19 protein-coding genes are annotated in these 24,035 nt (G+C 65.8%); 7 read left to right on the forward strand and 12 right to left on the reverse strand.

Annotation, left to right across the window (positions count from 1 at the left end):
- Positions 1-7: 7 nt before the first annotated feature.
- The 5 genes from JQ635_RS28820 to JQ635_RS28840 all read right to left on the reverse strand — a co-directional run bounded on the left by JQ635_RS28820 (position 8) and on the right by JQ635_RS28840 (position 6,325).
- Positions 8-1,249 (reverse strand): amidohydrolase family protein, encoded by a 1,242-nt coding sequence (locus JQ635_RS28820; protein ID WP_246583835.1) that lies wholly within the window; start codon positions 1,247-1,249, stop codon positions 8-10.
- Between the two features lie 29 nt (positions 1,250-1,278).
- Entirely contained in the window at positions 1,279-2,361 is a 1,083-nt protein-coding gene (locus JQ635_RS28825; protein WP_211413159.1) for a sensor histidine kinase, read from the reverse strand.
- Positions 2,348-3,040: a response regulator transcription factor gene (locus JQ635_RS28830; protein ID WP_211413160.1), complete on the reverse strand. Its 693-nt coding sequence runs from the start codon at positions 3,038-3,040 to the stop codon at positions 2,348-2,350. The genes JQ635_RS28825 and JQ635_RS28830 overlap by 14 nt, the downstream gene beginning before the upstream one ends.
- Before the next feature lie 100 nt (positions 3,041-3,140).
- The gene (locus JQ635_RS28835; protein ID WP_211413161.1) at positions 3,141-3,671 is read right to left on the reverse strand and encodes a hypothetical protein; all 531 of its coding nucleotides are present in this window, start codon (positions 3,669-3,671) and stop codon (positions 3,141-3,143) included.
- A gap of 323 nt (positions 3,672-3,994) precedes the next feature.
- Positions 3,995-6,325 carry a Tex family protein gene (locus JQ635_RS28840; RefSeq protein WP_211413162.1) on the reverse strand — a complete coding sequence of 777 codons (2,331 nt, stop codon included), beginning with the start codon at positions 6,323-6,325 and terminating at the stop codon, positions 3,995-3,997.
- Between the two features lie 403 nt (positions 6,326-6,728).
- Between JQ635_RS28840 and JQ635_RS28845 the strand changes: the two genes are divergently transcribed.
- The 3 genes from JQ635_RS28845 to JQ635_RS39070 all read left to right on the forward strand — a co-directional run bounded on the left by JQ635_RS28845 (position 6,729) and on the right by JQ635_RS39070 (position 10,389).
- On the forward strand, positions 6,729-7,838 hold the full coding sequence (locus tag JQ635_RS28845) for a ring-opening amidohydrolase (protein WP_211413163.1): 1,110 nt from the start codon (positions 6,729-6,731) through the stop codon (positions 7,836-7,838).
- 120 nt (positions 7,839-7,958) lie between these two features.
- Positions 7,959-9,428 carry an amidase gene (locus tag JQ635_RS28850; RefSeq protein WP_211413164.1) on the forward strand — a complete coding sequence of 490 codons (1,470 nt, stop codon included), beginning with the start codon at positions 7,959-7,961 and terminating at the stop codon, positions 9,426-9,428.
- Positions 9,429-9,504: 76 nt separating this feature from the next.
- Positions 9,505-10,389, forward strand: a complete 885-nt coding sequence (locus JQ635_RS39070; RefSeq protein WP_246583836.1) for a DUF1186 domain-containing protein — start codon at positions 9,505-9,507, stop codon at positions 10,387-10,389.
- A 69-nt stretch (positions 10,390-10,458) separates the two neighbouring features.
- Here the strand turns inward: JQ635_RS39070 and JQ635_RS28860 are convergent, their stop codons facing one another.
- Positions 10,459-11,163, reverse strand: a complete 705-nt coding sequence (locus JQ635_RS28860; protein WP_246583837.1) for an LON peptidase substrate-binding domain-containing protein — start codon at positions 11,161-11,163, stop codon at positions 10,459-10,461.
- A 183-nt stretch (positions 11,164-11,346) separates the two neighbouring features.
- Positions 11,347-11,664, reverse strand: a complete 318-nt coding sequence (locus tag JQ635_RS28865) for a hypothetical protein (protein WP_211413165.1) — start codon at positions 11,662-11,664, stop codon at positions 11,347-11,349.
- A 151-nt stretch (positions 11,665-11,815) separates the two neighbouring features.
- On the opposite strand from JQ635_RS28865, the gene JQ635_RS28870 reads away from it, so the two are divergent.
- Positions 11,816-12,724 carry a PaaI family thioesterase gene (locus JQ635_RS28870; protein WP_211413166.1) on the forward strand — a complete coding sequence of 303 codons (909 nt, stop codon included), beginning with the start codon at positions 11,816-11,818 and terminating at the stop codon, positions 12,722-12,724.
- Positions 12,725-12,793: 69 nt separating this feature from the next.
- Positions 12,794-13,159: a hypothetical protein gene (locus JQ635_RS28875; protein ID WP_211413167.1), complete on the forward strand. Its 366-nt coding sequence runs from the start codon at positions 12,794-12,796 to the stop codon at positions 13,157-13,159.
- 97 nt (positions 13,160-13,256) lie between these two features.
- On the opposite strand, the gene poxB is transcribed toward JQ635_RS28875, so the two are convergent.
- From poxB to JQ635_RS28890, 3 genes are all read right to left on the reverse strand, one after another.
- Entirely contained in the window at positions 13,257-14,993 is a 1,737-nt protein-coding gene (poxB, locus tag JQ635_RS28880; protein ID WP_211413168.1) for a ubiquinone-dependent pyruvate dehydrogenase, read from the reverse strand.
- A 109-nt stretch (positions 14,994-15,102) separates the two neighbouring features.
- Positions 15,103-15,735 carry a 2-dehydro-3-deoxy-6-phosphogalactonate aldolase gene (locus JQ635_RS28885; protein WP_211413169.1) on the reverse strand — a complete coding sequence of 211 codons (633 nt, stop codon included), beginning with the start codon at positions 15,733-15,735 and terminating at the stop codon, positions 15,103-15,105.
- Positions 15,736-15,748: 13 nt separating this feature from the next.
- Positions 15,749-16,663 (reverse strand): 2-dehydro-3-deoxygalactonokinase, encoded by a 915-nt coding sequence (locus JQ635_RS28890; RefSeq protein WP_211413170.1) that lies wholly within the window; start codon positions 16,661-16,663, stop codon positions 15,749-15,751.
- Between the two features lie 208 nt (positions 16,664-16,871).
- Here JQ635_RS28890 and JQ635_RS28895 point away from each other — a divergent pair, with 208 nt between their 5' ends.
- The gene (locus JQ635_RS28895; protein ID WP_211413171.1) at positions 16,872-17,969 is read left to right on the forward strand and encodes an LLM class flavin-dependent oxidoreductase; all 1,098 of its coding nucleotides are present in this window, start codon (positions 16,872-16,874) and stop codon (positions 17,967-17,969) included.
- A 57-nt stretch (positions 17,970-18,026) separates the two neighbouring features.
- Entirely contained in the window at positions 18,027-18,581 is a 555-nt protein-coding gene (locus tag JQ635_RS28900; RefSeq protein ID WP_211413172.1) for a flavin reductase family protein, read from the forward strand.
- A gap of 188 nt (positions 18,582-18,769) precedes the next feature.
- On the opposite strand, the gene JQ635_RS28905 is transcribed toward JQ635_RS28900, so the two are convergent.
- Together JQ635_RS28905 and JQ635_RS28910 are read right to left on the reverse strand one after the other, a co-directional pair.
- The gene (locus tag JQ635_RS28905; protein WP_211413173.1) at positions 18,770-20,623 is read right to left on the reverse strand and encodes a sigma-54-dependent Fis family transcriptional regulator; all 1,854 of its coding nucleotides are present in this window, start codon (positions 20,621-20,623) and stop codon (positions 18,770-18,772) included.
- Positions 20,624-20,719: 96 nt separating this feature from the next.
- A complete protein-coding gene (locus JQ635_RS28910) occupies positions 20,720-24,025 on the reverse strand; it encodes an acetyl-CoA carboxylase family protein (RefSeq protein WP_211413174.1) in 3,306 nt (1,101 codons plus the stop codon).
- Positions 24,026-24,035: the final 10 nt, after the last annotated feature.

Raw genomic sequence — 24,035 nt, forward strand, 5'->3', positions numbered from 1 at the left:
GTGTGGATCAATCGCCGCCGGCAAGCTGCGCCAGCGCGCGCATGCGGCCGGTGTCGACGACGCGGCCGTGGCTGATGACGACGCGCGGGGGGCTGTGGAAACGCAGGGCCTCGGTGATGTCGCCCTGCTCGAGGATGACGAGATTGGCCACGCAGCCGAGCCCGAGACCGTAACGCTCCAGATTCATCGCCGTCGCTGCGCGCGTGGTGATCATGTCGTAGAGCGTTTCGAACTCGCTCTTGCCGGTCATCCAGAGCAGATGCGAGGCGAGGAACGCCACCTCCAGCATGTTGTTGCGGCCGAGCGGATAATAGGCGTCGGAGATATCGTCCTGGCCGAGGCAGACATTGATGTCGGCGGCCAGGAGCTCCTTCACGCGCGCATGTAGCGGGCCGGTGTGCGGGTTGCTGACGACACTGACGCGGGCGCTCCCGAGCAGCGCCGTCAATTCACGGAAATAGTTGTCGGGATAGAGCGCCATCGCCCGGCAGTGATGCGCCAGCGCCCGGCCCTCCACGCCGCGGGCGATCACCGCGCGCGCCATTATGTCGAGCGTGCGCATATTGGCGTCGCCGACATCGTCCAGCAGCATCGAAACGTCGGCCCCGTGCTCGGCCGCGAGATCGAAGCAGAACGCGACATGGCGGCGCATGTCCTCTTCATCGGCCTCGATCCAGGGAATGCCGCCGACGACATCGGCCCCGAGCGCCATCGCCTTGCGCATCAGGTCGTCTGCGCCGGGCTCGCGAAACAGGCCGTCCTGCGGGAACGCCACGACCTGGATCTCGACGATGCCGCGAAACTCCTCGCGGATGGCGAGCAGTGCCTTGACACCTTCGAGCCTGGCCTTGGTGTCGACATCGGCGAAGGCGCGGATGTGGAGATTGCCGTGGAGCGCGGCGAGCGCCACCGCGCGCCGCGCGTTCGGGACGATCCAGGATGCGTCGTAATTGTTCTTGACCACCGCGGCGAGCTCGACCGCCTTCGCCGCCTCGCTCATGCCGCCGCCTTGATAGGCCTCCAGTGCCGCCTCCGACATCATCGGCAGGGTCCAGACCTTGCAGAGATGCAAATGCGGATTGACGAAAGCGGCCGTCACCAGACCGCCTTTGGCATCGATGAAGGATTTTGCGCCGGTCTCCAGCCGGCTGCCGATTGCGGTGATCACGCCATCGGTGATCCCGATGTCCACGATCTCGCGGCTGCGCGTGCGGGCGTTGGTGATGACGAGGTCTGGCAGGCGGGACATTGCAGGACTTCCACTCGATACCAGGGCGATCATGCAAGTTGGGTGCCGGTATGCGGAAACCGGAGCTGGACCGTCAGGCCCGGCGCATTGTCATGCAGCGCAATCTCGGCGCCATGAAGGCGCGCGACCGCGGCGACGAGGCTGAGGCCGAGGCCGTTGCCCGGCGTGTAGCGGCTCTGCTCGAGCCGGTAGAAGCGCTTGAAGACGTGATCGCGCGCCTCGGTGGGAATGCCCGGTCCGTCGTCGGTGATCGCAATCACTGCGCCGCCACCGGCGCTGCGGCAGGTCACCGTCACCTGTCCGCCTTTGCGGCCGTGCTTGATCGCGTTATCGACGAGATTGGCGACGGCGTCGAACAGCAGGTCGCGGTCGCCGGTGATCGGCACCTCGCGGTCGCCATCGAGACTGAGGCGGGTTGTGACCTCTTCGGCGGCGGCGTCGTAGAGCTCGACGACCTCACCGGCGATTTCGGTCAGGTTCAGCGTGCGAAAGGCACTCCGGCGCGCGCGGGTCTCGATCTCCGAAATCCGCGTGATGGAGGCGAACATGCCGAGCACGGCGTCGAGATCGGCGATGGTGTCGCCGATCAGCGCCGCATCGGCCTCGCTGTTGCGCGGGGTATGATAGGCCTTCTCCAGCCGGCCGCGCATGCGCGTCAGCGGCGTGCGCAGATCGTGGGCGACATTGTCGCTGACCTGCTTGACCTCGCCCATCAGCGTCTCGATGCGGTCGAGCATCTGGTTGAGGTTTTCGGCGACGCGGTCCCACTCGTCGTGACTGCCGCGCAAGGGGATGCGCCGGTCGAGGCCGGACAGCATGATGGCGCGGCTGGTCGCGTTGATCTCCTCGATCCGGCCGACCGTGCGCCGCGTCACCAGCACCGCCGCAAGTCCGGCGAGGACGAGGAGCAGCACGGCGACCGCGACCATCGCGAGCTCGATCATAGTGGTGAAGCCATCGTGATCGACGGCAGCGCCTAGCCGGCGCTCCACATAAGCGAGCGTTCCGACATAGACGTAGGCCATGATCGCCGCGACGATCAGCCCGAATGCCGCGATCGCCATCAGCGCCAGGCGGAAGGTCGAGGAGCGGAGCGTCTTAGCCAGGAGCACGGAGGCAATATCCGATGCCGCGAATGGTATGGATCAGCGGATAGGCCTGGGCGTCGTCGACCTTGCGGCGGACGCGGCCGACATAGACGTCGATGATGTTGGTCGAGGGATCGAAATGCAGGTCCCAGACGTGCTGGAGCAGCATCGCGCGGGAGACGACGCGGCCCTCATTGCGGACCAGATATTCGAGCAGCTGGAATTCACGCGGCAGCAGCGGAATCTTGCGGCCGCGGCGGCTGGCACTGCGCGCGATCAGGTCGATGGCGAGGTCGCCGACTCGCAAGACCGTCTCCTTGGCGACGGTGTCGCTGCGGCGTCCGAGCGCTTCCAGGCGCGCCAACAGCTCGACGAAGGAGAACGGCTTGACCAGATAGTCGTCGCCGCCGGCGCGCAAGCCCCGGACGCGATCGTCGACCTCGCCGAGCGCCGAGATAATCAGGAAGGGCGCAGCGATGCCGTCGTCGCGCAATTGGCGCATCACGGTGATGCCGTCGATGTCGGGCAGCATGCGATCGATGGTGATCACGGCATAGTCGCGCGCGACGCCGTGGCTGAGGGCCTCGCGCCCGGTGGCGGCGAGATCAACGTCATAGCCCGAGGTCGTCAGCTCCTCGACGAGCTGGCCTGCGGTTTCCGGATCGTCCTCGACGACCAGGATGCGGCGGTGACCTCCGATCATGCAAAACTCCGCGCGACGATCGCCACCAGACTATCCCGTTCCGGGGCTGAGCGGAACTGCCCGATGGCGATCGCGACAATGGTGCGGTACGGCGATGCGACTACCAATAGTCTCCGCACACATTGACCCATTGCCAGCCATACGGCGTCCAGCTCCTGCGCCAGCAGCCATCGTCGTAGTAGTTGGCATAGATGAACGGCGCGCCGACGAAGGCGAACCGGTGGAAGTGATGACGGTGGAAGAAGGCATGGCGGCCGATGAAGGGCCTGCCGTGCCAGCCCGTGCCGGCAAACCGCGGTCCAAAGGCGGCGCGGGTCGCCAGCGGAGCAGCGGCAAAGCGGGGTCCGATGGCGGCGTGGGCGGCCATTGGCGAACCGACGAAGCGGGCACCACCGAAATGAGGGCCGCCCATCCCGCCAGATCGCATGGCCCCGCCACCCATGCCGCCACCACCGACATGCATGCCGCCACCACCGAAGTGGCCACCGCCGCCAAAGCCGCCATGGCCACCACCGCCGAAGCCGCCGTGACCTCCGCCACCCATGCCGCCACGGGCGAGCACTGGTGAAGCGAGCGCCATCACCGCGGCGACCGTCACCGCAGTGATGCCTTTGAGAAGCCTGTTGTCCATCGAAGCATCCTCCTTGCAGTGCGGCGATCAGCGCGCCGCACGAGGACGATCAGATGAGGAGAATGGACAGGTGCGTTCAACTTACAAATGCGCCAGATTCTGACGCCGGTGTTAGGGAGGGCACGCTCTCTCACTCCCTCTCCCCGTTCTTACGGGGAGAGGGTGGGGTGAGGGGCGCTTCCGCGAATGTGATTTGAGTTGAGGACGCGCAGCTTAGGAGTCGGCAGCATCTGTGGTCTGGCCCGCACGGTGCCCTACCCCTCACCCGGATCGCTGACGCGATCCGACCTCTCCCCGCAAAGGGCGGGGAGAGGTTAAAGGCATCACGCCCGCTTGCCGCTCTTCTCGGCGGCGCGGCGCATGGCTTCCGCGAGGGCGCCGCCGCCGGAGGATTCCTGCTTGCGCGGCGCGGACGAGGTCATGCGGCTGGCGTTGCGCTGGCCGTTGTCGCGCTGCATGCCGGGAGCATCCTTCTTGGCGCCGACCTCGTCGTCGAGCCGCAGCGTCAGCGAGATGCGCTTGCGGGCGACCTCGAAGTCCAGCACCTTCACCTTGACGATGTCGCCGGGCTTCACCACCTCGCGCGGATCCTTGATAAAGTTCTTCGACATCGCCGAGATGTGGACGAGGCCATCCTGGTGCACGCCGATGTCGACGAAAGCGCCGAACGCGGCGACGTTGGTCACCGTGCCCTCGAGGATCATGCCCTTCTTGAGATCCTTGATCTCCTCGACGCCTTCCTTGAACACCGCGGCCTTGAACGCCGGACGCGGGTCGCGGCCGGGCTTTTCCAATTCGCGCAGGATGTCGGTGACGGTCGGCAGACCGAAGGTCTCGTCGACAAAATCCTTCGGCTTCAGGGTGCGCACGATCTCGCTGCTGCCGATCAGCGCCTTGATGTCGCTCTTGGTCGCTTCGAGAATCCGCCGCACCACCGGATAGGCTTCCGGATGCACGCCGGAGGCGTCGAGCGGGTCCTCGCCGCCAAGGATGCGCAGGAAGCCCGCGCACTGCTCGAACGCCTTGGGCCCAAGCCGCGGCACGTCCTTGAGCGCCTTGCGCGACTTGAACGGGCCGTTGGCGTCGCGATGCGCGACGATGCTCGCGGCAAGGCCGGAGCCGACGCCCGACACGCGCGCGAGCAGCGGCGCGGAGGCGGTATTGACGTCGACGCCGACGGCATTCACGCAGTCCTCGACCACGGCATCGAGCGATTTGGCGAGCTTGGCCTGGCCGAGGTCGTGCTGGTACTGTCCGACGCCGATCGCCTTCGGCTCGATCTTGACGAGCTCGGCGAGCGGATCCTGCAGGCGTCGCGCGATCGAAACCGCGCCACGCAGGGTGACGTCGAGGCCGGGCAGCTCCTCCGAGGCGAAAGCCGAGGCCGAATAGACCGACGCGCCGGCTTCCGATACGACGATCTTGTTCATCTTCAGCTCAGCCAGGCCCTTGACGAGATCGCCTGCGAGCTTGTCGGTTTCGCGGGAGGCGGTGCCGTTGCCGATCGCGATCAGCTCGACGCGATGCTTCAGCGCAAGCTTGCCGAGGATCGCGAGCGACTCGTTCCACTGCCGCTGCGGCTCGTGCGGATAGATCACGGCAGTATCGACCACCTTGCCGGTCGCATCGGTAACAGCGACCTTGACGCCGGTACGGTAGCCGGGATCGAGACCCATGGTGGCGCGGGTGCCGGCCGGTGCCGCCAGCAGCAGGTCGCGCAGATTGGAGGCGAACACGCGCACGGCTTCGGTCTCGGCCGCATTCCACAGCCGCATCCGCAGGTCGATGTTGAGATGCACCTGGATCTTGGTGCGCCAGGCCCAGCGCACGGTGTCGATCAGCCAGCGGTCGCCGGCACGCTTGAGGTCGGCGATGCCGAAGCGCTTCATGATCTTCAGCTCATAGGCGCCCGGCACGCCAGCCAGCGGCGCTTCCTCGGCCTGGATCTGGAGGTCGAGGATTTCTTCCTTTTCGCCGCGGAACATCGCGAGGATGCGATGCGAGGGCAGCCTGGTCAGCGGCTCGGAGAAATCGAAATAGTCGGCGAACTTTTCGCCCTCGGTCTTCTTGCCGTCGCGCACCTTGGAGGCCATGCGCGCATTGGTCCACACGTCCTCGCGCAACGCACCGATCAAATCGGCGTCCTCGTCGAAGCGCTCGACCAGGATGGCGCGGGCGCCGTCGAGCGCGGCCGCGGCGTCGGCAACGCCCTTCTCGGCGTTGATGAAGCCTTCGGCCACGACCTTCGGATCGTTGCCGGACTCGGCGATGAGCCGATTGGCGAGCGGCTCGAGGCCGGCTTCCTTGGCGATCTCGGCCTTGGTGCGGCGCTTCGGCTTGAACGGCAGATAGATGTCTTCGAGGCGCGCCTTGCTGTCGGCGGCCATGATGGAGGCTTCCAGCGCGGCGTCGAGCTTGCCCTGCTCACGGACCGATTCGAGGATGGCCTTGCGGCGGTCTTCGAGCTCGCGCAGATAGACCAGGCGCTCCTCCAGGGTGCGCAGTTGCGCGTCGTCGAGCGCACCGGTCGCTTCCTTGCGGTAGCGGGCGATGAAGGGAACCGTTGCGCCGCCGTCGAGCAGCGTCACCGCCGCCTCGACCTGCTCCGCCCGAACCCCAAGCTCCTGCGCAATTTTCTGGTTGATATTTGCCACGCGAGAATCCCTCTATCCAAGCACGCGACGCAAACCGAAATCCGGCCGCGGGACGCCGCTTATGGACCAACCAAGGTTGATTCATCAAGGTGCGGCGCGCAACCGTCGACAGAGGATTTTTTTGTTGAACCGATGCGATCTCGCCACAATCGTGGGGATGGCGAGGGCGGCGCGCATACTTCGCTGTCGTCCTGGCGAAAGCCAGGACCCACCGCGGAATCCATCGATTGCTGACGATCTGAGTACCGACAGTGAGCCTTCGCCAAACCACTCCCTGGGGTAATGGGTCCTGGCTTTCGCCAGGACGACACCGAGAATGGCGCACATGGCCTGGATATCTTGACAGCCGCCCCATTACCCAGGCTGTTTGCACTGCCGGGCCACCGAACTCCAAGGACCATTCATGCGCACCACATCGGTCGGCGTCTTCAAAATCGCCACCACGGGCCCCGGCGACGTTTCCGGCCTGATGGCCATGATCGGCTCCGGCGCGATCGATCCGAAATCGATCCTTGCCATTCTCGGCAAGACCGAGGGCAATGGCGGCGTCAACGACTTTACCCGGGAGTACGCCGTCGCTGCGCTGTGCACGGCGCTGGCGCCGCAACTCGGTCTCACCGCGCACGAGGTCGAGCAGCGCATCGCCTTCGTGATGTCCGGCGGCACCGAGGGCGTGCTGAGCCCGCATATCACGGTGTTCACGCGCCGCGAGGCCGAGCGGACGGCGGGCCTGTCAGGCAAGCGCCTGAGCATCGGCATGGCGCATACGCGGGATTTCCTGCCCGAAGAGCTTGGACGCTCCGCGCAGATCACGGAGACGGCCAAGGCTGTGAAGGCCGCGATGGCGGACGCCGGCATCGTTGAGCCCGCCGACGTGCATTTCGTGCAGATCAAGTGCCCGCTGCTCACCAGCGAGCGTGTCGCGGCGGCAGCTGCACGCGGCAACAAGGTGGTGACGACAAGCTCCTACAGCTCGATGGCCTATTCGCGCGGTGCCTCGGGGCTCGGGGTTGCCGTCGCGCTCGGCGAGATCGGCCCCGAGGTCCGGGATGAGGACGTGCTGCGGCGCTACGATCTGTTCTCGAACGTCGCGTCCACCTCGTCCGGGATCGAGCTGATGCACAATGTCGTCATCGTGCTCGGCAATTCGGCGTCGTCAGCGAGCGCGTTCGAGATCGGGCACGCCGTGATGGAGGATGCCATCGACGCACCGGCGGTGGTATCGGCGTTGAACAGCGTCGGGCTTGGCGTGGCGCCGCAGAGCACCGCGGGCCGCGCGCTCGTCAACATCTTCGCCAAGGCGGAAGCCTCGCCTGACGGCAGTGTGCGCGGCTTTCGCCACACCATGCTCGAGGATACCGACATCAGCTCGACACGCCACGCCCGCGCTGCGGTCGGCGGCCTGATCGCGGGCCTTGCCGGCACCGGCGCGGTCTACGTCTCAGGCGGTGCCGAGCATCAGGGGCCGGCTGGCGGCGGCCCGGTTGCAGCGATCGCACGACTGTCGGATTGATAGAGCCGGCATCATCCGACCTCTCCGCCCGGCGCAACCCTGCCCCTCGCGCCGGCTCAGTTGATTCACGCGGGCCATTGCGAAAAAGGTGGCGCCGCACCTTAAGGGGATTTTGACTGCATGACGTTGCCGATGAGCTGGAATGAATGGGCGCAGCACGATGGCGTGGCGCTGGCGGCCCGCGTCCGCAAGGGCGAGCTGACGGCGAAGGAATTGGCGCGCCAGGCCGCCGCAGGCGTCGCCAAGGTCAATCCGGCCCTGTCGGGCGTGGTCGAGCTGTTCGAGGACGTGATCGCCGATCCCGCCAAGGACGGCGCCAATCTCGCAGGTCCCTTCGCCGGCCTGCCCTTCCTGATGAAGGATCTGGGACCGACCATGAAGGGCCGGCTCCAGGAGATGGGCTCGTTGCTGATGCGCGGCAATCGCGCGACCGCCGACACGTTCCTGACCGGTAAATTCCGCCAGGCGGGGCTCAACCTGATCGGGCGCACCACGACGCCGGAATTCGGCGTGTGCTCTTCGGCCGACAATCCGGCTGTCTATGTCACCCGCAATCCCTGGAATACCGACTACACCACCTGCGGCTCGTCGGCCGGCAGCGCGGCGATGGTGGCGGCCGGCGTGGTGCCGATCGCGCATGCGACCGACGGCGGCGGCTCGATCCGCATTCCCGCCGGCGTCAACGGCAATATCGGATTGAAGGTCTCGCGCGGCGTCTTCTCGCTGGCCCCGCACATGTCCGACCTCACCGGTCTCGTCTCGATCCAGGGCTGCCAGTCGCGCTCGGTGCGCGATACCGCCGCCTTCGTCGATCACGCCCGCGGGCCTGCGCCCGGCGAGTTCATGCCGTTCTGGACCACGGCGCAGCCATATTCGGAAATGATCAAGCGCGATCCGACAAAACTTCGCATCGCGCTGTCGCATACATGGGGCGATTACACGGCGACGCCCGAGATCGCAGCCGAGCTGGAGAAGACCGGCCGCTTCCTCGAGGGCCTCGGCCATCACGTCGATTATGCACTGCCGGAGCTCGACTTCCGCGCGGCCTTCGCGGCGCAGACGACCTGCTACATCTCGAATTTCGCCGTGGTGATCTCCAACATGCTCGCCGCGCGCGGGCTGGAGAAGCCGCCGGAAGATCTGATCGAGCCCATGAACATCCGGATCTGGGAAGCCGGGCGCCACACCAGCTTCGCCGAGCGGGCGAAGATGCAAGCCGTGTTCAACACGACGTCACGCGGCTTCGGCGCGTTCTTCGAGCAGTGGGACGTGATCCTGACGCCGATCACCGCGCTGCCGACGCCGAAGGTCGGCACCAGGGAATATCTCACCATCTCCGACAACCCTGATGTCCTCGACTGGTTCGGCAATCTCTGGCGCTTCTTCGCCTTCACGCCGCTCGCCAATCTCTGCGGCATGCCCGCGATCTCGATGCCGATGGCAGCGCAGGATCACGGCCTGCCGCTCGGCATCCAGGCGATCGCCAAGCAGGCCAATGACGGCCTCCTGCTGCAGCTCGCCGCCCAGATCGAGCGCGCACTCGACGGCAAGTGGAACGGCGGCAAGAAGCCGAAGGTGCATGTGAGCTAGCAATCGATATCGCTCGACCTGAGACCCGTGTCGCGTCATTCTGGAGGCTTCCGGTTCCCCGACGGCGAGCACGCGAATGGATGCCCATGAGATTCTCGAACGATTGAGCGCTTCGGAGGGACTTCCCACCGAGGCGATCCTGGCGGCGCGCGCCAACCAGGAGGAGATGATCCCGGTGTTCATCAAGGCCTTCGACCATTTTGTGTCGTCAGGCCCAGCACCAACTGATCCCGGTCTCTTCTTCGCATTCCACCTGCTCGGAGAATGGCGCGCGAAAAGTGCTTACCGCATCCTCGCGCAATTCCTGCGGATGCCCGGCAACGCTGTGGATCGGATATTGGGCGACGCAGTCACTGCAACGACCCATCGGGTCATGGCGGCGGTGTTCGACGGTGACCCCGAACCTCTGCGAGAGATCGTCTACACGCCGGCAGCCGACGAGTACATCCGTTCACGCATGATCGAGGCGACCGCGCTCCTCACCCTGAGCGGCCTGCTCCCGCGCACATGGACCGCGCAATTTCTTCGCGAGTGCTATGACCTGATCGAACCACAGGCGGACTGCTACGCCTGGTGCGGCTGGCAGCAATCGATCGCGTGGCTCGGATTGATCGACTTGAAGCCACTGGTGCAGGAGGCCTTCGCTCGGGGATTGATCGACACGACCTGGCTTTCATTCAGTGATTTCGAGAAAGACCTTCGCTATGCGATCGATCATCCAGGCGAGGCTCCGCCTCACCCGGGTGACAAACTGACCTTGTTCGAGGATACGATTCGAGAACTATCAACATGGGCCGCGTTCGATCCAGAATATCGGGCACGGCAAAAGCGTCTCCTAACCCCATCGTTATCCGACGCACGAGCCAATCCATTTGCGAAGGTGGGCCGCAACGACCCCTGCCCTTGCGGCAGTGGCAAGAAATTCAAGAAGTGCTGCCTGAACGCGAATCTCGCCAGCTGAAGCAACGCCAGCTCGTAGGGTGGGTTAGCGAAGCCTAACCCACCTCTTCTCCTCGAGTCCTGTCGCGGATTACGTCTTCCGCCGGTGCGTCGCGACGGTATCGGCGATCTGTCCGGGATCACGGGTTTGATCGAAGAACAGCCAGATGTCCGGCACAAGAATTCCGTGAGCCGTCGTGTAATCCTGGAAGCGCTGATAGATTCTCCGAATTAAATCCCTCGCGTCGCGGGCCGCTCCCTCGCTGACGTCGGCCACCTCAGCCCGGTACGCGGCCGATTCAACGGCGAAGCTACGTAACGCGACACGCTTCAGTCCCCGCGTGAGCACCCTGAACGTGCCATCGGCGAGCGGTTCGAATTCGAGCAGTTGGGCCAGGATGCCGATCTCGTAGACATCCGCAAGTCGCGGCTCATCGACGCCCGCCTCTCGCTGGATCGCCACCACCACCTCCCGTCCGCCGTCGAACGCCTGGTTCAAGGCCTTGACTGTACTGTCGCGCCCGACGAACAGCGGATAGGTCGCGTTCGGAAATGGAACGAGATCGCGCAACGGAATAGCCGGATAGAGCGCCGTCGTCGTCTTGAGCCGCGCTGGCGCGATGATGTTGCGGCGATCGGCCTGAAGCATCGCCGACAACGTGTTCCAGTCGGCCACGCCCAGCATTTTCGACACCAGCTCCAGGCTCTCGCTGTGGCTGATGGTGACATCCTTGGTGGTGGTCAGAGATTGGCGCAGCGTCTGCGCCATAGCCTTGGCATCGCGAAAATCGCGCATCGGTAGATCCTCTGCAGGAGCGAACCAGATCTGTCAGGTGGTTGCGTTGCTGACCCGGTCGCTCGGGCAAAGGGGGCCGATCAAGGGCTCGATACGTTCACCATTCCACGGAGGGGGCAACCGGCAGGTCGTATCAACCTGCGCGAAAATTGGCGTAAAGAGAGCGCCGAGTCAATTGCCGCCTCAATTCTTCACCGCCGGGATCACCTCGGCCGGCTGCTGCTGGCCCTGCTTGTACATCGCCAATGCCTTGTCGAGTGCTTCGCGTAAGGCCAATGCCGCGGCCACGCTGCAACGTAAGTGCGCGGTCTGAACCACGTCGACCCTGACGGCGGCGCCGACCGGCATCAACAGGTTCGCGGCGAGCTCGATCTGGATCGCGCCGTTGTGATGGCCGAAGCAGGACGCGCCGTCGAAATAGATGATCGGCGCCCGCTCCGAGCTCGAGGTCGAAATGGTGACGGGCCCCTGGGTGGTGCCGGGTGTTTCGGGGTCGGTCATGGGCGCTCCTTGCGGGCATTGGACGAACGAAGCGCCCACCATCGTTGCTTTGGCTCGCCCTGTCGAGGCCAAACCGACCCCGGCAGGCGTCCCTGGGCAAGGCGCATTCTCAGGTTTTGCGCGACAGCCGGCACTGGTCTAGAACATCGCCATGTCCACTGTACCTGTCACACTCCCGTTCGAGGAACTCGCCGAGGCCATCCAGGGGCGCCGCTCCGACTACGGCCATATCAGCGGGCTCCAGCTCGACCGCTTCGCACCAGGCGAGGCCTGGTCCAGCCTGCCCTACCGTCCCGTCTTCGTCGGCGACACCGAGACCGGTGTGCTGCATGGCGGCGTCGTCACCGCGATGTTGGACGAGAGCTGCGGCATGGCGGTCCAGCTTGCGCTCGACGGCACGCGCGCGATCGCAACCCTCGACCTGCGGATCGACTACCAGAAGCCGGCGACGCCCGGCCTCGACATCAAGGCGCATTCGGTCTGCTACCGCACCACGCGCTCGATCGCCTTCGTGCGCTCCACCGCCTACCAGGAGTCCGAGGACGATCCGGTCGCGACCGCGACCGCCTGCTTCATGATCGGCGCCAATCGCACCAACATGCTCGCCGACCACCGGATGGATACGCGCAGCATCCCGACGCTGGAGGCGCCTGAGGATCCCGATGGTCCGTTCGCGCGCAGCCCGTTCGCGCGCGCTCTCGGCATCCGCGTCAACGACGACGGCACGCTGACCATGCCGTTCTCGCCAAAGATCATCGGCAATCCGATCCTGCCCGCGATCCATGGCGGCATGACCGGTGCGTTCCTCGAGACCACCGCCGTCATCGGGGTGGGCCGCGAGCTCGGCGCAGCCGCGCTGCCCAAGCCGATCGGACTCACTGTCAACTACCTACGCTCCGGCCGCGCGCTCGATACGTTTGCCAACGTCTCGATCGTGAAGCAGGGCCGCCGCATCGTCGCCTTCGAGGCGCGCGCCTGGCAGGACGATGCGGACAAGCCGATCGCCACCGCCTTCGGTCATTTCATGCTGCGGCCAACGCCCGGAAGTGACGAGGAATAGCCGTATTTTCCCTTGACGGAGGGGGCGCCGGGCCACAACGATAGTGCGGTTCCTGCGAGAGGTATTGGGTTGCGGCATCCGATCGACATCGTCGCCATGTTCGCTGCGATCTGGCTGCTCGCCTCGATGGTGCTCGACGCGCTGACGCCGAAGGAGCTGACGGCGATCATGATCGCCATCGCGATCGGGCCCGCCATCGTCATCACCGCCGTGTTTTACTATCTGCGCTGCCCGCGCACGGATTTCGCAGTGATGTTCGCGGCACTCTGGCTGATCTCGGACATCGCCATCGCCTTCATCTCGCCGAAGGAGCTGCCGCATTTCCTGATCGCGCTCGGCTTCGTGCCGGCCCTGCTGATCGGCATCGTGCTGCACTGGCAGCGCTTCCAGCGCCGCCACGAGCGGTTGCCGGTGCCGTCGGCGAAGCGGGGCTAAAGCGCGATGAAATCTGGATGCTTCGTCATCGCGCTTTAGGTTGTTGTTCACGCATGATCTTTTCGGAAAACCGCTTCGCACTTTTCCGGATCATGCCTTAGCGCGGCAGCAAATTCGTCTTCGCGAGGTCAAGCACCTCGTCGCCGCGGCCGTTCATCACCGCGCGCAGCACCCAGAGGCTGAAGCCCTTGATCTGCTCAGGCGTGATGGTCGGCGGCATCGACAGCTCCTGCTTGGCCGTGACGACGTCGAGCAGCGCCGGGCCGTTGTGCGCGAGCATCTCCTTCATCGCGCCCGGCAGCTCGCCGGGATCCTCAACGCGCTTGGCAAAGATGCCCATCGCGCGCGCCATCGCCGCGAAGTCGGGGTTCTCCAGATCGACATTAGTGTCGACGAAGCCGGCCGCCTTCATCTCCAGCGCGACGAAGCCGAGCACGCCGTTGTTGAAGACGACCACCTTCACCGGCAGCTTCATCTGCGTCAGCGTGATGAGGTCGCCCATCAGCATGGTGAAGCCGCCGTCGCCGGAGAGCGAGATCACCTGACGGCCGGGCTGGGCGGCTTGCGCGCCGATCGCCTGCGGCATCGCATTGGCCATCGAGCCGTGCACGAAGGAGCCGATCAGCCGCCGCCGCCCGTTCATGTCGAGATAGCGCGCCGCCCACACCGTCGGCGTGCCGACATCGGCGGTGAACACGGCATCGTCGGACGCGTGGTCGCTGATGATTTTTGCCAGATATTGCGGATGGATCGGCTTGCTGCCCGGCGTGCCCTTGGCGAGCGAATCGAGGCCTTCGCGCGCCTTCCTGTAATGGGCGATGGCATCGTCGAGATGCCTGCGCTGCGTCTTGGTCTTGAGCAGCGGCAGCAGCGCCTCGATGGTCAGCTTGATGTCGCCGACGAGGCCGAGATCGATCTTGCAGCGCCGCCCGAGATTCTCCGGACGGATGTCAATCTGCGCGATCTGCGCATCGGTCGGGAAGAACTGCTTGTAGGGGAAATCGGTGCCGAGCATCACCAGCGCGTCGCAGGCATGCATGGCGGCGTAGCCCGAGGAGAAGCCGATGAAGCCGGTCATGCCGACGTCGTAGGGGTTGTCGTATTCGACATGCTCCTTGCCGCCGAGCGCATGCACGATCGGGCTCTTCAACGCTTCGGCCAACTGCATCAGCGGCGCATGTGCGCCGGCACAGCCGCGGCCGCAGAACAGGGTGATGCGCTCGGCGCCGTTCAGGAGATCCGCCAGCGCCTTCAGCTCATCTGCCGGTGGCACGACTTTCGGTGCCGCCAGCGCAAGCCCGCGCGCCGTCGACAGCGCGCGCTTGGGCGGGCTGCGGAACGCGACGTCGCCGGGCATGGCGACGACGGCGACGCCACGCAGGCCCACGGCCGCGCGGATGGCGTTCTCCAGCACGTAAGGCAGCTGGCTCGGGTCCGAGACCAGCTCGCAATAATGGCTGCATTCGCGGAACAGGTTCTGCGGATGGGTTTCCTGGAAATAGCCGCCCCCGATCTCGGCGGTGGGAATCTGGGCCGCGATCGCAAGCACGGGAACACGACTGCGATGCGCGTCGAACAGGCCATTGATCAGATGCAGATTGCCGGGGCCGCAGGAGCCCGCGCACACCGCAAGGCTCCCGGTCATCTCGGCTTCGCCGGCGGCCGCGAAGGCTGCGACCTCCTCGTGGCGAACATGGACCCATTCAATGGTGCCGCGGCGACGCAGCGCCTCGGTGAGGGCGTTCAGGCTGTCTCCGACAATGCCATAGATGCGCTTGACACCGGCCTGTTCGAGCGTTGCCACGAACAGATCGGCCACGTTGTTGATCGCCATGTCGGTCTCCTGCTGCGCCGGTCGGATGTCTGCGATGCCAGAACATCAGCATCGCGACACAATGCGGCACAATAAGCTATGGCAGGATCACGGCTAGTTCATTGCGGCTTCAGCCTTTCGCAATCGCCCGATCGTAGGCGGTGACCGTCGCCTTGGCGCGCGCTGCGACATCGGCTGCACCCATGCCGGGCTTGTAGAGGCTGGAGCCGAGACCGAACGCCGTCACGCCACCCTTGATGTACTCGGCAAAATTCTGGTCGGAGACGCCGCCGACGGCGGCGATCATCACGCCGGCCGGCAGCACGGCGCGGATCGCGGCGATGCCGGACGCGCCGAGCACACTCGCCGGAAAGAATTTCAGGCCCGATGCGCCGGAGCGCACCGCGAGCAGCGCCTCGGTCGGCGAGAATACGCCCGGCAACGTCACCATGCCGTGGTGATGCGCTAGCGCCAGCACCTCGGTGTCGACATTGGGCGAGACCATCAGCCTGCCGCCGACATCGTTGAGACGATCGACATCTTCGGCGGTCAGCACCGTGCCGGCGCCGATCAGCACGCCGGCGGGCGCGAGCTTCACGGCGGTTGCGATGGAGCGGAACGGATCGGGCGAATTCAAGGGGATCTCGATCGCGGTCATGCCGGCCTCGATCAGCACGCCGACGATCGCTTCGGTCTCCTCGGGCTTGACGCCGCGGAGGATCGCGACCAGCGGGCGCTGCATCGACGGAAAGGGAATGCTCATCTCAAAAGTCCTTCTATTTCGTCCAGATCGCCGCAGCCGCCATCGACAGGCCACGGCGGACCGCTTCATCCGCATCGATCGGCTGCACGGTGACCGACAGGGCGTCGAAGGCGTGCCGGTACAGCGTTGCCAGGCGACCCGAGGCAATCAGCGTGATACCGGCTTTCGGCACAGCGCCGGAGAGCCCCGCCGCCAACTCGGCACCGATCAACGTGCCCGACAGCGTTTCGCGTGCCGCAGCCGGCGTGCCACCGAACAGCAGCTGCCGCGCCCGCGCGCCGAAGAGGAGATTGGCGGCGAAGGCCGGTGCTTCATACGCAGCTTTCACTGCCGTCTTGAAGCTCGAAAGATCCTCGGCGTCGTCTGCGCCGGCGACCGCGAGCGAGAGGATCGTCTCGCGCGAGACGACGCTGAAGAGCTCGCCGGTCATGAAAGTGGAAAAGTTCGCGACGGTGCCGTCCTTCACCCGCACCCATTTCGAATGCGTGCCGGGCATGCAGACCAGCGCCTCGCCGGCAGCACTGAGGCCAAGCGCGCCGAGCAGTTGCGTCTCCTCGCCACGCATCACGTCCGGCGCGCTGGCGTCGCGCTGCGCGATGCCGGGCAGGATGCGGATGTCGCGCGCCTCGCCCGGCACGCGCGCAGCTTGCTTCAAGATGGAAGCGAGCGGCGCCGGCGTGTCGACATAACCGGCCTCGACCCAGCCAGTCTTGGCGCCGGCCATGCCGCAGACGAGAACCGGCAGATGCGCGGGCGCCTCGACCGCGGCAAGATGCGATTGCAGCACGGCAGCGAAGCCGGTCTTGGCCGCAACCAGCATGCCCTCGCCGCTGCGGCGCTCCGCCAGAACCTGGCCGGCGCGATCGACCAGCCACAGGCGAAAACTGCTGGTGCCCCAGTCCACCGCGACATAAGCGGGTTCGGTCATCTCATCCTCGTCTCACGGGCAAGACGCCGTCTCGCGACAATGAGACGGGTCCCGCAAATTCGCCCCGGGATATCGGCTATTGCGGCCGCAAACCAGCCTTTTCTCGCAGGTCTGAGGCGCAACCGCGGTGGCACACCGCTTGCTGAAGCGTCTCCACTCACATCCGTGAACCGCGCAGCAAGACGCGTCAATTATGGAGAGGAAACCCATGGAGATCGGCTATTTCACGATGCCTTCGCATCCGCCGGAGTGCGGCCTGAAGGAAGGAAACGACTGGGACCTGCAGGTGATGCGCTGGCTCGACGAGCTCGGCTATCAGGAGGCCTGGGTCGGCGAGCACCACACCGCGCCCTGGGAACCCAATCCCACGCCCGACCTCCTGATCGCTCAGGCGCTGATGCAGACCAAAAAGCTTCGCATCGGGCCGGGCGGCTTCCTCTTGCCCTATCACCACCCGGCCGAGCTCGCCAACCGCGTCGCGATGCTCGACCACATGTCCGAGGGCCGGCTCAATTTCGGCGTCGCCGCGTCGGGGCTGCCGAGCGACTGGGCCATGTTCAACGTCGACGGCATGAGCGGGCAGAACCGCGACATGACCCGCGAGGCGCTGGAGATCATCCTGAAGCTCTGGTCCGATCCCGCGCCCTTCACCTACAAGGGCAAGTTCTGGACGGTGACCAAGCCGGACACGATGTTCGACTTCCTGAAACCCCATATCAAGCCACTGCAGGCGCCGCATCCGCCGATCGGCGTTGCGGGCCTCTCGAAGAACTCGGACACCCTGAAGCTCGCCGGCGAGCGCGGCTTCATCCCGATGAGCCTCAACCTTAATCCGGCCTATGTCGGCAGCCATTGGGACTCGGTCGAGATTGGCGCGGCCAAGACCGGGCGCAAGCCGAACCGGCAGGACTGGCGGCTGGTGCGCGAGGTGTTCGTCGCCGACACCGACGAGGAGGCCTGGAGGCTCTCGACCGGCGACATGATGGGCCGGATGATGCATGAGTACTTCCTGCCGCTGCTCGGCCATTTCGGCTTCAAGGATTATCTGAAGCACGCCCCTGATGTGCCTGACAGCGACGTCACCGTCGAATATTGCGCCAAGCGGAACTGGATCGTTGGCTCGCCCGCGACGGTCGCCGAGAAGATCGAGAAGATCTACGACGAGGTCGGCGGCTTCGGCGTGCTGCTGGTGTTCGGCTTCGACTACAAGCATAAGGCCGAAGCCTGGCACCACTCGCTCTCGCTGCTGAAGAACGAGGTGATGCCGCGCCTGACGCATCTCGGCTCCGCGAAGAAGGCGGCTTGACCCGATACGGGTGCGGCGCGATCGTGCCGCACCCGCATCCATTTCGGAGATCATGGCGTGACGATCGACGCAAAGGATTTCAAGCAGGCGATGCGCCAATGCACCGGCGCCGTGGCGCTGGTCACGGTCGGCGCCGAGCACGGCAAGCGCACGGGCCTGACGGTGACGTCGGCCTGCTCGCTGTCGGACTCACCGCCCTCGCTGATCGTCTGCGTCAACCGCAACGCCAGTGCGCACGCGCGCATCCGCGAGGAAGGCGCCTTCGCGATCAACTTCCTGCACGAGGATCACGCGATGCTGGCGCTCACCTTCAGCGGCCAGAAAGGCGTCAATGGCGACGATCGGTTCGCGTTCGGGCAATGGACGCGCGGCGCAACCGGCGCACCGGTGCTGACCGATGCGGTGGCAGCATTCGACTGCGTGCTGGCGCAGGAGTTCGAGACGACAACGCATTCGATCTTCGTCGGCGAAGTGCGCGGCGTCTCGCATGCGGATGCCGCCAAGCCCCTGGTCTATCTGCGCGGCCATTTTCACACGCCGCAGGAGATGCGCGAGACGGTCGGCCTCGGCGACCTCGATGCACGGCATTTGAGCTGGACGGATTTTTCGTAAGATTGCGGCGCTCCAAGCGCGGTGTCCTTCCTTCTCCCCTTGTGGGAGAAGGTGGCGCGAAGCGCCGGATGAGGGGTTCTCTCCGCGAATTCCGATGAAAGATGTGCTCGCGGAGAGAACCCCTCACCCGTCTCGCCGCTGCGCGGCGAGCCACCCTCTCCCACAAGGGGAGAGGGGAAGAAAGAGCGTCACTGCGCCGTCTCGATCTTCAGCTGCTTGATCTTGCGATACAGCGTCGCCCGGCTCAGCTTCAGCGCACGCGCTGCCTCAGTCACGCGGCCGCCATGCTGGCGCAAGGCCTCGACGATCGTCGCACGCTCGGCCGCCGCGAGATCCGGCTCCGTCCTTCCACCAAACGGCGGCAGATCGAGATCGGCATCCGTGATGACGCCGTTCTCCGCCGTGCAGCCGGCGAGCCGCAGCACATGGCGGAGCTGGCGCATGTTGCCGGGATACGAATAGGCCGCCAGCAGCGCCCAGGCTTCGTCCGAGAGCCGGCAATTCGGCGCCTCCTCGCGCGCGATCTGGCGGATGATGTCGTCGCGGTCGGCACGCTCCCGCAACGCCGGCAGGTGCACCTCCATGCCGCGCAGGCGGAAATAGAGGTCGGCGCGGAAGGCCCCCTCTTCCGCCATGCGACTGAGATCGCGGTGGGTCGCGCTGATCAGGCGGATGTCGACCGGCACGGGCTTCAGCGCGCCGAGGGGCCAGACTTCACGATTTTCCAGGACGCGCAGCAGGCGCGTCTGCAGCGCGATCGGCATGTCGCCGATCTCGTCGAGGAACAGCGTGCCGCCGTCGGCCTGCACGATCAGGCCCTTGGAGCCGTCACGCCGCGCGCCGGTGAAGGCGCCGGCCTCGTAGCCGAACAGCTCGGCATCGATCAGGCTTTCCGGCATCGCCGCGCAGTTCAGCGCGACATAGTTGTTGCGCGCGCGGTTGCTGGCAGCGTGGATGGCCCGCGCGAACACGTCCTTGCCGACGCCGGTCTCGCCATGCAGCAGCACCGGCAGGTTGTGATCGCCGATGCTTCGGAGCCGCTTCACGCTTTTGACCAAACCCGGATCGCGGCCGGCGAGCCGATGCAGGGCATCGAAGCGGTCCGCGGGCGCATCGCGGCGCGGCGCATGCGATCTCGCACGCAGCGGCGGCGCGACATGTCCCTGACCCAGCGGACTGCCATCGGGGCGGCGCAGCTCGACGGCCTCGTCCGTGCCACGCGCGCCGTGGTGATCGAACCTGATGTAGCGCGACAGGTCGATGCCGGAGGCGATCAGGCCATCGGTGAGGCCGAGCAGCGCACGCGCCGAGCGGCAGGCGCCGACGATACGGCGATCGTCGTCATAGGCGATGAGGCCGCTGCCGCCGTCTCCGGGCAGGGTCGCGATCCAGGCGTTGCGGAAATGGCCGCGGAAGATCGCGCCCTCCATTCGCCGCGTCGCCTCCATCGTCACCGCCAGCGCGAGCTGATGCGCGGCGCGCTCAAGGTCCTCGCGGCAGGACGTGATGTTGATGGCACCGGCGAGCCGCCCGGCCTGGTCGAACAGCGGCGCCACGGCGCAGGAGAACATGTGCCACTGCGCGCGAAAATGCTCGTCGCGATGCACCAGGATCGGCTTCTCCTCGGCGAGCGCGGTGCCGAGCCCGTTGGTGCCCTCGAACGTCTCGGCGAAGTTGGAGCCGGTGTAGATCTTCCAGTCCAGAAACATCCTTGCATCGGCTTCGCCCGGCAGGCGGCTGAACAGCATGGTCGCGTTCGCATCCGCGAGATTGACGCAATAACCGGCGTCGCGCAGCACGCGTGCGAGGTCGTCGAGCTCGGGCGTCGCGAGCCTGATCGTCTCCTCCATGGGTTCGGCGACGTGCCGGATCTCGGCCTCGGTCAGCGTCTGCGGCGGGCCCTGGCGGGCGGGATCGAGCTTGTGGCCGATCAGGCAGCGCCGCCAGGAATTGGCGATCCGCGAAGAGGCATCGACGTCGGCCACATGATTGGCGACGGACAAGACACGGGCGACATGGTTCGAGGCCGAAAGGCTGGCCATCGCGGACGTCTCCACCCTGTATTATTGTGCAAAGTCTGGCACCACAGGCGGGGATGTCAATCGGGAACCGGGAACGCAACTATTGCTGCACCGCCCTCACCAAGTGTCGATGCACGGCCGCTTCTTCGCCGTCCTTGCCGGCGGCTTCGGCACGGACCGCAGCCCCGCCATGATCCAGCGCCGCGTCTCGGCGGGGTCGATGACGTTGTCGATCTCGAACACCGAGGCGATCGAGACCGCCTTACCGTTGGCGTAGAGCTCGGCGACCTTGTTGCGGTAATAGGTCTCGCGCTCCCCAGCGTCGGCGATCGCCTCCATCTCCTTGCGGAAGCCGAGGCGGACATAGCCCTCCAGGCCCATGCCGCCAAACTCGCCGGTCGGCCAGGCCGCGGTGAAGAACGAGGCGTGGAAGCCGCCGCCGATCATCGACTGGGCGCCCAAGCCATAGCCCTTGCGCAGCACGATGCCGAACAGCGGCACGGTGAGGCTCGCGCCTGTTACGAACATGCGCGAGACGTGCCGCACGATCGCGGTCTTTTCGGCTTCGGGGCCGACCATGAAACCGGGCGTGTCGCACAGCGAGACGATCGGCAGATCGAAGGCGTCGCAGAGCTGGAGGAAGCGCGCGGCCTTGTCGCCGGCATCGGCGTCGATCGCGCCGCCGAGATGGCGCGGATTGTTGGCGATCAGACCGAACGGTTTTCCTTCGATGCGGATCAGCGCGGTGATCATGCCGACGCCATAGTCGCGGCGCAGCTCCAGCACCGAATCCTTGTCTGCGACGAGGTCGATCACGCTGCGGATGTCGTAGACGCGCAGGCGGTTCTCGGGGATGGCGCGGCGGAGCAGGCGCTGGTCGGCCGCCTCCCAATCCGTCACTGCGCCCTGGAAATAGGACAGGTACTTCTGCGCGACGGATGTCGCCTCCTCCTCGTCCTCGACGAGGATGTCGATGACGCCGTTCGGCGACTGGAACGTAACAGGACCGACCTCGGCCGGATGATAGACGCCGAGCCCACCGCCCTCGATCATGGCGGGGCCGCCCATGCCAATCGAGGCGTTCTTGGTGGCGATGATGACGTCGCAGCAGCCGAGCATCGCGGCATTGCCGGCAAAGCAATAGCCGGAGACGACGCCGATCACGGGCACGAGGCCGGAGAGCCTCGCGAATTGCACGAAGGACGGGCCGTCAAGGCCGGTCATGCCGAGCCGGTCGGTGTCGCCGGGCCGGCCGCCGCCGCCTTCGGCGTAAAACACCAGCGGCACGCGCCAGTCTTCCGCCAAGGTCAGCATGCGGTCGATCTTCTTGTGGTTCATGTGGCCCTGCGTGCCCGCAAGCACGGTGTAGTCATAGGCCACGACGATGCAGCGCGCAGCTTCTCCGCCGAACTTCTCGGCGTTGACCGTGGCGACGCCCATGACGAGGCCATCGGCCGGCGTGTTCTTGATGAGGTCGTCGAGCTTGCGCCGGCGCCGCTGCGCCGCGATGGCGAGGCTCCCGTATTCCATGAACGAGCCGTCGTCGACGAGCTGGGCGACGTTCTCGCGCGCGGTGCGCTGATTGGTGTTGCGCCGGCGCTCGACCGAGGCGGGGCGATTTTCGTCGAGCGTGTTGGCCTGGCGCGCAATCAGCTCGGCGAGGTCGGGGCGGATGTGGTCGAGATCGACATCGGCTTCCGCCGCCGTGCTATCGGCCGCGACGTCGAGCGGCTCCAGATACATGATCGGCTCGCCATGCATCAGCGTGACGCCGTCACCGGCGATGAGATTCATGACGCGGCCGCCCTGCTCGGCCATGACCAGATGCTCCATCTTCATGGACTCGATCACGGCGAGTTGCTGGCCGGGGCGGACGATCTCGCCTTGCTTCACCTGGATCGTGACGATGGTGCCCTGCAGGGGTGCCGCGACCATCACCGCGCCTTCGGGCACCGCTTGGGCAACGTGCGTCTCCGAACCGTGGGCACCGACGTGTTCCGTCGCCGCAAAGTAGAGCGGCTTGGCCGCGCCATCGGCCGCCTCGACGAGCTTTGCAATGTTGCGGTCGATGAAATCGGTCGCGATGCGGTTGGTCCTGAAATCGGGATGCGCCAGCACAGCCTGCAGGAAGGCGATGTTGGTGACGACGCCGTCAATCCGGAATTCGCGCAGGGCACGCGAGGCTTTTGCGACCACGTCGTGCCAGGCTTCACCCGGCGTATGCACGATCACCTTGGCCAGCAGCGAGTCGAAGGCGGCGCTGGTCTTGTAGCCGGCATAGCCAAAGCTATCGACACGCACGCCCGGCCCCGACGGCGGCTCGAACACGGCCAGCACACCGCCGGTGGGATGCGTCGCGCCCGTCTCGTCCAGCGTCTCCATGTTGACGCGAAGCTGCATGGCATAGCCACGCGGCTTCGGGATCGATCCTTGCGCGAGATCGAGGGACGCCAGCGAAGCGCCCGCGGCAACCGCGAGCTGGGCGCGGACAAGATCGAGGCCGAGCACCTCTTCCGTCACGGTGTGCTCGACCTGGAGCCGCGGATTGGCCTCGATGAAGGCAAAGCTGTCCTCGGCGGTGCCGTCGACCAGGAATTCGAAGGTGCCAAGATTGTCGTAAGCCGCCGTTGTCGCAAGCTGCTTCGCCGCCTCGATGATGCGGCCGCGCAGGGGATCGCTCAGCGACGGGCTCGGCGCAACCTCGACCAGCTTCTGGTGCCGGCGCTGGATGGTGCATTCGCGCTCCCAGAGATGGGAGATGGCGCCATGGCGGTCGCCGATGATCTGCACCTCGATATGACGGGCCTGCCGGATCAGCCGCTCGGCATAGACGCCGTCATAGCCGAACGCAGCCTTGGCCTCGGACTGGCAGCGTGCATAGGCCTCCGCAAGATCGGACGCATTCTCCACCACCCGCATGCCGCGGCCGCCGCCGCCGGCCATCGCCTTGATCACGATCGCAGCATTGCTGCCGAGCGAGGTGAAGAACGCAGTGATTTCCTCGAGGCTCGAGGGACCGCTGGTGCCGGCGATGATCGGCACGCCGCAGCGCTTTGCTAGTTGCCGGGCCGCGACCTTGTCGCCGAACAGTTCGAGCGCTGTCGCCTTCGGCCCAACAAAAGTAATGCCTGCATCCGCGCAGGCCTTTGCGAACGCCGCGTTCTCGCTGAGGAAGCCGTAGCCGGGATGCACGGCATCGCAGCCGGCGGCCTTTGCGACCTTCACCACGGCCTCGATATCGAGATAGGCCCGCGCGCCGCGGCCGGGAATTTCGACCGCCTCGTCGGCAACGCGCACGTGCAGCGACAGCGCATCGTCAGCCGGATGGATCGCGACCGTCGCGATGCCGGCATCGGCCGCTGCGCGTGCGATGCGGATGGCGATCTCGCCGCGGTTGGCGATCAGGAGCTTCTTGAACGACATCGTATCTCTC

It is taken from the genome of Bradyrhizobium iriomotense (assembly GCF_018130765.1).
GTDB classification, from domain to species: Bacteria; Pseudomonadota; Alphaproteobacteria; order Rhizobiales; family Xanthobacteraceae; genus Bradyrhizobium; species Bradyrhizobium iriomotense_A.